Below are 12,956 nucleotides of genomic sequence, written 5' to 3' on the forward strand. Positions count from 1 at the left end.
AAATCTATGCATTGATAAGGACAGTAGCAGAGATAATTTATTAAAGAGAGATAATCATTTGGTGTGAGATTATTATAAATAGCTTTGTGAAGATCACCTTTGAGCATAATACCTGAAAAGAGTAAGGTATTACGTGAAGACGTTATACTTATTAAGTGACAAGAATTATTTATTTTAACTCTTGTAATTTGGGTGGTACCGCGGAAATTTCGTCCCTAAGTCTAAGACTTAGGGACTTTTTTATGACCTAACTTAGCGAACGATAGGTCCTAAGGGACACCACTGAACTATACCCTACAGGGTAAATAGAGGTAGCAAATGAATTTGTACAGCGAAACTGCGATGATTCTATAATGAAAGGATGAAAAAAGTGAAAAGGTTTAATGAATTATCAAATGAACCTGTAAAGGTCAGAGAGCATAATATTAGCAAATACTGGCAAGAAATAGATTTACTTCATAAATCGGTTACTTCAAGAGATGAAAAGAAGCCATATGTGTTTTTTGAAGGACCTCCCACGGCAAATGGGAAACCAGGTATACATCATGTAATGTCTAGGACATTAAAGGATTTAACATGTAGATATAAGACTATGCAAGGCTATCAAGTAAAGAGAAAAGCAGGCTGGGATACTCATGGACTTCCGGTAGAGATCGAAGTAGAGAAAAGATTAAATTTGAAAAATAAACATGATATTGAATCCTATGGATTAGAAGCATTTAACAAGCAATGTAAAGAATCTGTTTTTCAATATGAAAAACTTTGGAGAGATATGACAGAAAGAATGGCATATCTAATAGATTTAGATAACCCATATATAACATTAGAAAACGATTATATTGAATCGGTATGGTGGATATTAGATAAATTTAATAAAGAAGGTTTGATATATGAAGGACATAAAATACTGCCATATTGCTCTAGATGTGGTACAGGTCTTGCTTCTCATGAGGTTGCACAAGGGTATGAAGAAATAAAGACAGATACAGTAATAGCAAAGTTTAAGCTAAAAGATAGAAATGAATATTTCTTGGCTTGGACTACAACTCCTTGGACTCTTCCATCTAATGTTTCCTTAACAGTAAATGCCGTAGAAACTTATTTGAAAGTTAAACAAAATGATGAAATATACTATGTAGGAAAGGTCTTAGCTAATAAGGTATTAGGTGAAGACTATGAAGTATTAGGGGAGCTAAAGGGTAAGGATTTAGAATTTATTGAATATGAACAACTAATTCCATTTATAAATGTAGAAGGAAAAGCATTCTTTGTGACAGTAGCAGATTATGTAACCACAGAGGATGGTACAGGAATAGTTCATACTGCACCTGCATTTGGGGAAGATGACTATAATACTGGAATGAGATACGGTTTACCAGTTATTCAGCCAGTATCAGAGGACGGCAAATTTACTCAAACTCCTTGGGAAGGTAAATTCGTAATGGATGCAGACCTTGATATAATAAAATGGCTTAAAGAAGAAGGAAAGATGTATAAGAAAGAAAAGGTAGCTCATAACTATCCACATTGTTGGAGATGTAAAACACCATTATTATATTATGCAAAACCTTCTTGGTATATAGAAATAACTAAACTGAAAGATAAGTTAATAGAGAACAACAATGGTGTAAATTGGTATCCAGAATTTGTAGGAGAAAAGAGATTTGGAAACTGGCTTGAAAACTTAAATGATTGGGCAATTTCAAGATCTAGATATTGGGGTACGCCATTACCTATATGGAGATGTAATGACTGCGGTCATATAACTTCAGTAGGTTCAAGAGCAGAATTAGTAGAAAAAGCTATAGAAGATATAGATATGAGTATAGAACTTCATAGACCATATGTAGATAATATTCATTTAAAATGTGAAAAATGCAATGGCACAATGACGAGAGAAAAAGATGTAGTAGATGTTTGGTTTGATAGTGGTGCTATGCCATTTGCACAACATCATTATCCATTTGAACATAAAGATGACTTCGATTTATTATTCCCAGCAGATTTTATCTGCGAAGGTATAGATCAAACGAGGGGATGGTTCTATTCACTATTGGCTATTTCAACCTTTGTAACAGGTAAATCACCATATAAAAATGTACTTGTAAATGACTTAGTATTAGATAAAGAAGGAAAGAAAATGTCTAAGTCAAGAGGGAATACAGTAGATCCATTTGATTTATTTGATAGATACGGTGCAGATGTTCTAAGATGGTATATAATCTATGTATCTCCACCATGGACACCAACAAAATTCGACGAAGATGGTCTTAGAGAAGTAGAGAGTAAATTCTTTAGATCCATAAGAAATGTATACAATTTCTTCTCATTATATGCGAATACTGATGGTATAAATCCAAGAGAATTTTTCATTGAATACAAAGATAGACCTGAAATAGATAGATGGATACTTTCAAAATATAATAGTCTTTTAAAGGAAGTAAAAGCAAATATGGATATCTTTGAACTAACAAAGGTTGTAAGAGATATTCAAGAATTTGTAATAGAAGATCTATCTAACTGGTATATCAGAAGAAATAGAAGAAGATTTTGGTCAACGGAGTTAGATGATGATAAAAAAGCAGTATATAATACAACCTATGAAATACTTGTAGGATTATGTAAAATGGTAGCTCCATTTGTACCATTTATTTCCGAGGAAATATATCAAAATCTGACAGAAGATGAATCAGTACATTTATCATATTATCCAGACACAAATGAGGATTTAATAAATAAAGCAATAGAAGAAAAAATGGATTTAGTAAGAGATTTAGTGGGACTTGGTCGTGCATCTCGTGAGTCAGTAAAGATAAAAGTACGCCAGCCCCTTAAAGAAGTAGTGATAGACGGAAAATATGAGGAACAAATAAAAGATTTAGTTCCTCTAATAATGGAAGAATTGAATGTTAAAGAAGTAGTGTTTGAAAGAGATTTATCTCAATTCATGAATTATTCTTTAAAACCAAATTTCAAGGTTGCAGGTTCAATACTTGGTGGGAAGATAAAATCCTTTGGAAAAGCTTTAGGTGAACTTAATGCACATGCTACAGTAGAAAAGTTAGAATCAGGTGAGAAATTAGTATTAAACCTAGATGGTGAAGATACAGAAATAGAAAAGGATTATGTATTAGTTACCATATCATCTAAAGAAGGCTTTGATGTGGCAATGGAAAACAATCTATTTGTAATATTGGATACAACTTTAACTCCTGATTTAATCAATGAAGGATATGCAAGAGAATTCGTATCCAAGGTTCAGCAAATGAGAAAGAATAATGGATATGAGGTTCTAGATAATATAAATATATTCTATGATGGATCTGATGACATTAAGGCAGCTTTAGATGAGTATGATGCATTTATTAAATCTGAGACTCTAGCTAAATCCATAGAAAGAGTAACAGAAGAAAGTTTAGAAAAGCAAGACTTAAATGGACAAATGACAGGAATAAGATTAGAAAAAATAGAATAGAAATTAGAACAAGGTAGATAGCAAGAGCTATCTACCTTGCTTATAACCCATAGGAAAGTACTTACTTATTTTTGGTTTTTCAAAAAAACCAATCTAAATGTGTTTAATAAAAATCTCTAATTGCTTCGATAGAATCTTTTTTTATAAAGGGGGAATTTATATGTTTATACCATTTGATAAATCCTCAAATGTTTTTAACACTAAACCATTTATAACAGAAGAAGTTAGGTTTAATTTGATGCACCGTATTAGGGAGTCAGATGATCCTATTTTGATAAAAAGTGAAAATGGCAAAGTTATTATTGCACAATCTTCACCACAGCATCCTGCATGGATATGGACTGATAAAGATGTAGAAGAACAAGAATATAAAGAGTTAGCGGATGGTTTTTATAATTTGTTTAAAGAACAGGATAGTTTAGAGTTTGTTGCGAAACCAGAAATAGCTGAGTTTTTGGCAAATAATTATGCAAAGCGGAAGAATATAACTTGGAAAATATCCATGTGTATGGAATCATATTATTGTCCCAATATAAATTTTCCAATGCATGTTAGTGGATCAATTAGTAAACCATCTTTGGAAGATGTAGAAATTATATCTGAATTTTTTGGAGGATTTATACAAGATTGCTTTGGTATAAGCACGACAGCAGATAAACAATTTAAAGCCGCAAGGTCTTATATACTCAGTGATAATTTCTATGTCTGGAAAAATGGTAATGAAATTGTGTCAATGGCTAATATCGCTCATCGTTCTCCTAGACATGGGAGAATAAATGAAGTATATACTCCGCCATCACATCGTAAAAAAGGATATGCAGGGGCATTGGTTAGTGAACTAAGTAAAATTATATATAATGAGAATAAGATACCAATGCTTTATACAGATTTGTCAAATCCGGCTTCAAATAAGGCTTATAAGAATGTGGGCTTTGTAGAATGTGGAATGGTAAATCAAATAAGCTTTAAAGCTTAAATAATTAAATAATGAGAAAAGGTTTATCTCTGTTGATGAAATAAGGTAAATGGTGAAAGCTATTTGCCTTGTTTTTATTTAAGAAGTATTTAGTGATAAAAGAAGGAGTTTAGCAAAATTTGTAGAATAGTATATTGTAAGAAATTTTGTGGGAAAATGAAGGGGAGAAAAGGTTTTATAGTGCTAAAGAATGGGGTTTGATTGCAGTAGCACTTAACAAAATGTTGCCATTCACTACGCATACCTGCTCATACTTCGCAGGAGTTGGTAACCAGAACTGCTATAGTATACCTTAATATAGGGGTTAAACTTTAAGCTGAATTGTTAGGAGGGAAAGATGATGGAACGAGTTAGATTTAAAAACTCAAGAAACTTAAACTTAGTTGGGCACCTATACCCATCTACTTCTGAATCAATAATTATAATGTGTCATGGTTTTATGTCGAACAAACATTCAAAGGGACGCTTTGAAAGGCTTGCTACGGCATTTAATGAATCAGGTTACAGTGCTTTACTTTTTGACTTTAGTGGATGTGGAGAAAGTGATGATGATATTCTGACTGTTGAAAAAGAAGTAGATGATTTGAAGTCTGCAATTCAATTTGTAAAGTCAAAGGGATATAAAAAAATTGCACTGTATGGTCATAGTCTTGGAACTGTTATTTGCTTAAAAAATTATACTCCTGAAATAATAACAATGGTTTTATCAGGTGCTGGAACTGATTCGATTAAGTATAACTGGTATGAGTTCTTTACAAAAGAACAAATGCAAGAATTGGAGGAAAAAGGATATTTAACAGAGTACACACCACAAGAAGTACGAAAAAAGATTGTAATTGATAAAAGGATTCTAAAAGATTTTGAGTTAATTAATCAGAAAGAGTTATTAAAAGATGTTAATTGCCCAGTTTTAATAATTCATGGTAATAATGACGAAGAAGAAAAATTACTCTACGAAAGATCTAAAGCAGCAATGGCATTGCTTTCAAATGACTCAAAATTAGAAGTTATTGATGGAGCAAACCATAGTTTCCTTGAGCATTTTGATATAGTAGTTAAATTAACTACTGAATGGTTTACAAATCATCTTTGTTAGTATTGTGGGATATAAGGTTTCGTAGTATAACAATATATTTGTGTAAAAGTGCACCGAGGAGTAATTTTATGATGGTGTGTATCACATTTGCTGTGGAAATAAATTTATTGAAGGAGTTATATAATGGAGAGTTTAGAAGAAGTTAAATATAAAAATGAACGAAGCAAAATTAATGGATATGAGCTGTTTAGTAAGTATTATATAAATGGATCTCCCACAGTATTATTTGAGGCCGGGATGGGTGATAGTAACGAAGTATGGGCTCTAGTTCAAAATAAGATATCATTATTTACGACAACTTTATCTTATGATAGAGCAGGAATAGGTAGAAGTGATACTTCAGTAATTCCTCGTACATGTTTAGATGTTGTAGAGGATTTGTCTGAGCTTTTGCAAAAAGTGTCAGTTAAGCCTCCTTTTATTTTAGTAGGACATTCTTTTGGAGGATTGGTATCAAGGTTATTTGCAAGTATTCATCCAAATTTAGTGGTAGGAATGATATTAGTGGACGCTGCTCCCGAATATAAAGAATTAGCTTTTGAAAAGGTTTTACCTAATCATTTACTAATTTCAAATCGAGAATATTACAGTAATCCAATGCTTAATTCTGAAAAAATTGATAAAATTAAAAGCTATAAGCAAGTAGATGAACATAAGTGTGTATTTGAGTTCCCATTAACAGTGATAACTCGAGGATTACCTGATAATTATAAAAAAGATTGGCCTAACCAAGAAATTCTAGATGTAGAGCAAAAGCTTCAATTTGAATTTAAGAAATTATCTACTGATAGTAAAATTATTGCAGCACAGAAAAGTGGACACTATGTACAAAATGATGAACCAGAGTTAATTTTGGAGTCAATAACAGAAATTGTTAATAAATATAGAGTTTTGGGCAAGTGAAAAACATAATCTAACAGACTATTTGATAAGTGGCACTCATAAAGAAGAAACGACTTGGAGAGTGAACATTACACTTTTTTACTTAGAGTGAAGCTACGTTAAGTGTTAATGCTCTAGGAGCTAGTTTAGAGACATCACAGATATTATTCCATTATCTAGAAGACATGGATTTTTTAGTTTTAATCAAATATAGTGTTGTTAAATAATATTTTAAGGAGTTGAAATAATTATGAAGAAAATAAAAGGAAATAGCATTATACAGGAGGGGGCAGAATGGATTTTGCATTTATCTATAGCCTTTGTAATTGTGTTATTTCTTAATAGCGAGGTATATGCATTAACTGAAGTGAAACAATGGTCTATGGAAAATACTTTATTTGAGGGAGAAAAATTATATGTAGATAAGGTCTCTTATCATTTTTCAGAGCCTAAATCTGGCGATATTGTTGTATTTCTTCAAGGTGAAATAAATGAAGGTTTTAATGATAGAATTATAAATGTATTAGAAGATATGAAAATGAAGTTCAATAGAGAACCTCGTAGAAATAGGTTTATTAAAAGAGTAATAGGGGTTCCAGGAGATAAAATTGATATTCAAGATGAGAAAGTATACGTAAATGATAAACTGCTAGAAGAGACATATATTAAAGGTAATACAATTAAAAGGACAATAGAGTATCCTATTATTGTACCTGAAGGGAAGCTATTTGTAATGGGAGATAATAGAGAAAATAGTAATGATAGTAGATTATTTGGGCTTGTAGATTATAAGAGTATTGAAGGCAAAGCAATATTTAGACTTTGGCCAATTAATAGATTAGGAGATATAAAGTAAATGGAAAATCATTCCGTCAGATAATACCCTATTTAGCATAAAGGTTGCCCAAGAATGCTTTGGGGAATAGCAATTGAATTATGAGAAATATATAGAAAGGGGAGGGAAACAAAATGGGAATAATTGTTGCAATTGGTGGAGGAGAAATAAGCAAACTTGAGACTTGGGTAATTGATGAGTATATTGTTAATTTAGCTGGTAAAGTAAATCCTAAAGCACTCTTTATCCCTACTGCAAGTAATGAACCCCAAGGATATATTGATATATTTAATGATATATATGGAAAGAGATTAGGATGTAAGATAGATGTATTATACTTAATAAATGGAAATCTTTCAGGCATAGAAATAAGAAGCAAGATCCTTTCTGCAGATATTATATACGTAGGTGGTGGAGATACTGTAAAGATGATGGAAGTATGGCGTAGCAAGAAAGTTGACGAATATCTAAAAGAAGCATATGAAGCAGGTATTGTACTTTCTGGCCTAAGCGCAGGCTCCATGTGTTGGTTTAGATATGGGCATGGTGATAGTGACTTATCTCGTAATAAAGATGGTTGGTGGGACTATCAACGTATTGATGGACTTAGTTTCATTGATGCTATTCACTGTCCTCATTATAACGAGAAAGGTGGAGAAGGGTTTGATGAGATAATGAAAACATTTGAAGGAATAGGAATAGCTATTGAAAACAATTGTGCACTAGTAATAAAGGATGATAAATTCAAGATATTAAAAAGCGATGAGAAATCAAATGCTTATAAATTATATAAGTTAAATGGAATCGTATATAAGCAGATACTAGATAATTATGATTTAATTGATATGAATAAACTGTTTGAAAGTTAATTAAAATTTGATTCATCAGGACATTATAATAAGCCTTATTGTTGAGACATATTTTTATATAAAAATTTTAGATTGTTTATAATATGGTAATTTAATTTGGAAAATATTCTATAGTTATAGGGGTGGGTTTATGGAGATAAAAATTCAAAGAACTAGGATTAATGAAGCAGAAATCTTATTAGATATACAAAAGAAAGCTTTCAAAGAAGATCTAGAGAAATATGAAGATTATGATACAAGTCCTGCAACTGAGCCAATAGAAAAACTAATACGAAAAATTAATAATTCTTTTCACTATACTGTTTTTCTAGATGACATAATAATAGGAGGAATTGAAGTTAGAAAGTTATCAGATACTCAATTTTATTTGAATAGATTATATTTAAGTCCTAAATATCAAAATAAGGGGATAGGGGCTAAATTAATGGAATTTATTGAAAGTGAATTTTCAGAAGCTTTAGAATGGACTTTAAGTACACCTTATATGAACTATAGGAATCATTATTTTTATGAAAAGTTTGGATATGAAAAGATTAGTGAACATACAATCACCGAAAAGTTAATACTCTTCGATTATATTAAACATATGAATATAGAATGAATTACTTATGCTTTACCCATAATATTGTGAGGAAAGAGTGAAAATAGAGATGTATACAATTATTTATTTAGTTAGGCATGCAGAGGTTGATATATTCCAGATGAATATAGTAGACCATTGTCAGAAAAGGGAAATAATGATGCTTTAGGGTTAACAGAATTATTTAAAGAATATGATGTATCGAGAGTAATATCAAGTCCCTATTTAAGAGCAATAAATACTATAAGAGGTATAGCGGAAGATAGAGGAATAACTATAGAAATAATAGATGATTTTAGAGAAAGAAAAATTGCGAACTATCCCATTGAAGATTTCATTTCTTTTACAAGACAACAATGGAATAATTTTAACTATTGCTTAGAAACAGGAGAAAGTTTAAATGAAGTACAAGCTAGAGGAATTGATGCTCTGAAGAGTATTTTAGAAAAATATAATGGGGAAGATATTGTAATTGGAACACATGGGACAATCTTAGGTGTGATTTTAAATTTTTTTGATAAAAGATATGACTATGATTTTTGGAAATCAATGAAAATGCCAGATATATTTAAGTTAGAGTTTAAAGATGGAAAAATAGAAAGTATTATAAATATAAAGATTTAATATGGGAGAAATGAAACAAATGAAAATAGAAAAATTGAAATATGATATTTGCAGATTAGATGATACAGATGTAATACCTTTTGAACTATTATTATTAGCTGATCCTTCGAGAAATGCTGTAGAAGATTATTTGCATAGAGGGATTTGCTTTGCATATAAAACAGATGAAATAGTTGGAATTTATGTATTAATAAAGACTAGACCAAATACTATGGAACTTGTGAATGTTGCAGTAAAAGAAAATATGCAAGGTAAAGGAATTGGAAAAAAGTTAGTTTTACATGCAATATCTATGGCTAGGAAAGAAGGTGCGAAGACATTAGAAATTGGAACAGGAAATTCAAGTTTGCAGCAACTTGCATTATATCAGAAATGTGGATTTCGTATAATAGGAGTGGACAAGGATTTTTTCACAAGACATTATGAGGAAGAAATTGTTGAAAATGGTATTATGTGTAGAGACATGATTAGATTGAGTATGGATTTATTATAATTTACTCAAGGAGCATTGGAGTTAGTACATCACTTAATGTTGTATTTAGCGAAGGGGATACTTGGCCGTGATTCTAATACAATGTAAATCAAGACATCACAAACAATAGGATATTAAATGAAATTTCATAAGTAGGTGATATAAGTTGGAAAATCAATTTAGAAACATCAATTATTTAGAAGAAGGAAATACTAGGCGGAAGTCAGCTTATAAATTACTGAAAAAGTTAAAGCTATTTGAGATATTAAATAATTATAATCCAGTTTTAGTCGGGACAATTCCTATAGATATTGATATATCTAATAGTGATTTAGATATTATCTGCCAAGTCTATAATCATGATGCCTTTGAAAAAACAATAATACAATTTTACAAAAATTATGATATCTTTCATATTGAGAGACAGTTTATCGGAGGATTAGAGACAACATTTTCTAGTTTTAAGCATGATGATTTTTACATAGAAGTTTTTGGACAGTCAAAACCTGTTTTCAATCAAAATGGCTATCGTCACATGATAATAGAAAAAAAGATACTTGATTTAGGTGGAGAAAAACTAAAAGAAGAAATAAAAAAATTAAAAAGAGCTGGAATGAAGACAGAACCAGCTTTTGCAAAATATCTTGGATTAAAAGGTGACCCATTTGAAGAAATATTAAAATTATCATTATTATCAGAAGAAGAATTATTTAGATTTGTAAGAGGTTAGCAGAAGGTCATAAGTGTCTAATTCTCAAAAGATATTATAAAAAGGAAAGCGAAAAGCTTGAATGATATAGTTCCAAGAGAATCAAGAAATCGTTGAGAAAAGAATAAAACTTTTTTTATATCGTAGTGTAAGCAGTAGTTATTAGGAGATAGTGAGAGAAGTGAATTTGTTATAAATCATATTATTATGTAACATATTTTATAGAAGAATGGAGGGTATATTAAATGAAAAAATCAATAGGAATACTAGCTGGAATGGGACCGAGATCCACATCACCTTTTCTTGAATTAGTACTAGATCAATGTCAAATTCAATATGGTGCAAAATATGATATAGATTATCCACCTATCATGATTTACTCTCTTCCCACACCATTTTATCTAGATTGTTCAATCGATCATAAGGTAATGAAGGAAATAATAATTGAAGGCATTCGACATCTTGAATCAACAGGTGTTAGTTGTATTGCTATGCCGTGTAATTCTGTCCATATATATTTTGATGAACTAAAGGAAAAGATTAGTATTCCATTATTAAATATTATTGAGGAAACCATAAAAAAAGTAGATTCAAATAGAAAAATAACTATATTTGCCACGGAACCAACTTTTAATTCAGAACTATATCAAAAAGGAATATTACATTCAGATAATCAATTTATATTCAAAAGTGATTGGCAGAAAAAAATAAACATTATAATTCAAATGATAAAAGACAAAAAAGAAATATCGGAAGTCAATTTATATTGGGATGAATTAGTTAAAGATGTTATGAAAGAAGATGTAGAGGATATTATTATAGCATGTACTGATTTAAGTGTTCTAAAAAACAAATTTAATGATAAGGTTAATTTTATAGATTCATCCCATGCTCTAGCGGAATCGTTAATAAAACAGTATCTAAAGTAAAAGATGATCAATATCTAATATTAATAGATATAAAATATAAAGAAACTTAATTGAGGAGGAATAATGGTGATGGTTTGTTTATCAGCTGAAAATATAAAACATGCAGGTAAAATAGTGCCTCTTTAAAGGTTCATAAACTAATCAATATGCGTGGTAAAGGAATTGGAAACAACTTTGATTGTGATGATGCAGCTGTACAAGAATTATAAAATCATTAATGTTTAAATACATATCGTTTTAAGACATTTTAAGTATAAGAAAGGTGTGGGGCATTATGAAAGTTAAATTAACTATTTTAGAAAGTAAGTGTCGAGGAAATTACCATAAGATAGGTGACACTTATATAGTAGGAGATATCTGCCCTCCAATTTGTCATGAATTGTGGCAGAGTATATATCCCAGTGTCTATACATTATTAAATAATGGTGATTTAGATTATGGAAATATAAGAGAAAAGAAATTTCAAATGAGATGTCCAGATAACGGTAGAGTTTTAATATATGGAGAAGTTGTTGAAGCTTAATGATTATCATAAAAGTTATTGAGGAAGATATTCAGTATAAATATAAAATCTGTAATTTAATATATGTATTAGGATAGCTTTAGCAGATGAAATATATTTAAAATTTTGAGATGAATACTTACCATTGATAGGAGAGATAAAAGTGGATAATATAAACTATGAATATAAAATTATTGGCAATGGGAATACAATACTTGTCATAGAGGTAGGAATAGGTAATTCATTTTATGATTGGTATCCGCTCATTGAAGAGATAAAGGACTATTTTACAGTCATTATTTATCATAGACAAGGATATGGTAATAGTAGTCTTCCAAAATCCTCTAGAACAACAAGAAATATAGCATATGAATTAAATACAATGCTTAAAGAAATTGGAATTAAAGAAAAGTATATTTTGATGGGACATTCCTTTGGTGGATTATGTGTACAGCAATATGTAAAAATGTATCCTGATGAAATTAAGGCTGTAGTATTATTGGACTCAACTTCATATAATTTAGAACAATTGGAAAGTCTTGATACACCAACAATAAATTCTCAAACATCAATAGATAAGATGGTTTCTTTAGTTAATGAATTATCTTTGAAGTCCAGAGAAGAACTTATTAGTCAAAATACAGATATAACTTCTAAATATGAGAAGTGTGTAACAAGTGAAGAATTACAAGATGTTGTAGAATTTTTTGGAAATCCAAATCTTTATAAGACAGTAGCAGATGAATTTGCAAATTGGATACATGATGGAGAAGATATTAAAAGCATAGATATATTTCCAGATGTTCCTTTAAGAGTAATTGCTCGAGATAAGATTTTATCTGTCAGAAATTGGATGAAATATGAGATACCAGAGGAAGAAGCTGTTGAGCATGAGAATAAGTGGCGTGAGTTGCAGGAGGAGCTAGTATTACTATCCGATCAAGGAAAATTGATAATTGCTTCGGATAGTGATCATTTAATATATATAGATAGACCGGATGTGGTGA

At 30.4% G+C, this 12,956-nt stretch carries 13 protein-coding genes and 1 other annotated feature; all 13 genes read left to right on the forward strand.

Going from position 1 to position 12,956, the window contains the following annotated elements; all coding sequences use genetic code 11:
* The first annotated feature begins 2 nt into the window (after window positions 1–2).
* Window positions 3–220, forward strand: a binding site (T-box leader).
* Between the two features lie 150 nt (window positions 221–370).
* The gene (gene ileS / locus CIW83_RS19150; protein WP_201260049.1) at window positions 371–3,475 is read left to right on the forward strand and encodes an isoleucine--tRNA ligase; all 3,105 of its coding nucleotides are present in this window, start codon (window positions 371–373) and stop codon (window positions 3,473–3,475) included.
* Window positions 3,476–3,635: 160 nt separating this feature from the next.
* Window positions 3,636–4,451 (forward strand): GNAT family N-acetyltransferase, encoded by an 816-nt coding sequence (locus tag CIW83_RS19155; RefSeq protein ID WP_094904071.1) that lies wholly within the window; start codon window positions 3,636–3,638, stop codon window positions 4,449–4,451.
* Window positions 4,452–4,791: 340 nt separating this feature from the next.
* Window positions 4,792–5,547: an alpha/beta hydrolase gene (locus CIW83_RS19160; protein WP_158220181.1), complete on the forward strand. Its 756-nt coding sequence runs from the start codon at window positions 4,792–4,794 to the stop codon at window positions 5,545–5,547.
* 123 nt (window positions 5,548–5,670) lie between these two features.
* Window positions 5,671–6,450 carry an alpha/beta fold hydrolase gene (locus tag CIW83_RS19165; protein ID WP_094904073.1) on the forward strand — a complete coding sequence of 260 codons (780 nt, stop codon included), beginning with the start codon at window positions 5,671–5,673 and terminating at the stop codon, window positions 6,448–6,450.
* A gap of 229 nt (window positions 6,451–6,679) precedes the next feature.
* Window positions 6,680–7,285 (forward strand): signal peptidase I, encoded by a 606-nt coding sequence (lepB, locus tag CIW83_RS19170; protein ID WP_094904074.1) that lies wholly within the window; start codon window positions 6,680–6,682, stop codon window positions 7,283–7,285.
* A 113-nt stretch (window positions 7,286–7,398) separates the two neighbouring features.
* Window positions 7,399–8,133 (forward strand): Type 1 glutamine amidotransferase-like domain-containing protein, encoded by a 735-nt coding sequence (locus tag CIW83_RS19175; RefSeq protein ID WP_201260050.1) that lies wholly within the window; start codon window positions 7,399–7,401, stop codon window positions 8,131–8,133.
* Window positions 8,134–8,263: 130 nt separating this feature from the next.
* A complete protein-coding gene (locus CIW83_RS19180; protein ID WP_094904075.1) occupies window positions 8,264–8,734 on the forward strand; it encodes a GNAT family N-acetyltransferase in 471 nt (156 codons plus the stop codon).
* 117 nt (window positions 8,735–8,851) lie between these two features.
* Window positions 8,852–9,337, forward strand: coding sequence for a histidine phosphatase family protein (locus CIW83_RS19185; protein ID WP_201260051.1), 486 nt, complete (start codon window positions 8,852–8,854; stop codon window positions 9,335–9,337).
* 19 nt (window positions 9,338–9,356) lie between these two features.
* Complete coding sequence (locus CIW83_RS19190) at window positions 9,357–9,830, forward strand: N-acetyltransferase (RefSeq protein ID WP_094904076.1); 474 nt, start codon at window positions 9,357–9,359, stop codon at window positions 9,828–9,830.
* Between the two features lie 145 nt (window positions 9,831–9,975).
* Entirely contained in the window at window positions 9,976–10,539 is a 564-nt protein-coding gene (locus tag CIW83_RS19195) for a DUF4269 domain-containing protein (protein ID WP_094904077.1), read from the forward strand.
* Between the two features lie 224 nt (window positions 10,540–10,763).
* Window positions 10,764–11,447, forward strand: a complete 684-nt coding sequence (locus CIW83_RS19200; protein WP_094904078.1) for an aspartate/glutamate racemase family protein — start codon at window positions 10,764–10,766, stop codon at window positions 11,445–11,447.
* Window positions 11,448–11,721: 274 nt separating this feature from the next.
* A complete protein-coding gene (locus CIW83_RS19205; RefSeq protein WP_235601413.1) occupies window positions 11,722–11,970 on the forward strand; it encodes a TIGR04076 family protein in 249 nt (82 codons plus the stop codon).
* A 142-nt stretch (window positions 11,971–12,112) separates the two neighbouring features.
* A partial coding sequence (locus CIW83_RS19210; protein WP_094904079.1) for an alpha/beta fold hydrolase occupies window positions 12,113–12,956 on the forward strand: 844 nt, incomplete at its 3' end.

It is taken from the genome of Tissierella sp. P1 (assembly GCF_002266425.1).
Taxonomy (GTDB): domain Bacteria; phylum Bacillota; class Clostridia; order Tissierellales; family Tissierellaceae; genus Tissierella; species Tissierella carlieri.

Bases quoted from the DNA above. Each gene is read 5' to 3' on its own strand.
- CIW83_RS19175 (WP_201260050.1), top strand. From the start codon at position 7,399: ATGGGAATAATTGTTGCAATTGGTGGAGGAGAAATAAGCAAACTTGAG.
- CIW83_RS19190 (WP_094904076.1), top strand. From the start codon at position 9,357: ATGAAAATAGAAAAATTGAAATATGATATTTGCAGATTAGATGATACA.
- lepB (WP_094904074.1), top strand. From the start codon at position 6,680: ATGAAGAAAATAAAAGGAAATAGCATTATACAGGAGGGGGCAGAATGG.
- CIW83_RS19180 (WP_094904075.1), top strand. From the start codon at position 8,264: ATGGAGATAAAAATTCAAAGAACTAGGATTAATGAAGCAGAAATCTTA.
- CIW83_RS19155 (WP_094904071.1), top strand. From the start codon at position 3,636: ATGTTTATACCATTTGATAAATCCTCAAATGTTTTTAACACTAAACCA.
- CIW83_RS19205 (WP_235601413.1), top strand. From the start codon at position 11,722: ATGAAAGTTAAATTAACTATTTTAGAAAGTAAGTGTCGAGGAAATTAC.
- CIW83_RS19200 (WP_094904078.1), top strand. From the start codon at position 10,764: ATGAAAAAATCAATAGGAATACTAGCTGGAATGGGACCGAGATCCACA.
- CIW83_RS19160 (WP_158220181.1), top strand. From the start codon at position 4,792: ATGGAACGAGTTAGATTTAAAAACTCAAGAAACTTAAACTTAGTTGGG.
- CIW83_RS19165 (WP_094904073.1), top strand. From the start codon at position 5,671: ATGGAGAGTTTAGAAGAAGTTAAATATAAAAATGAACGAAGCAAAATT.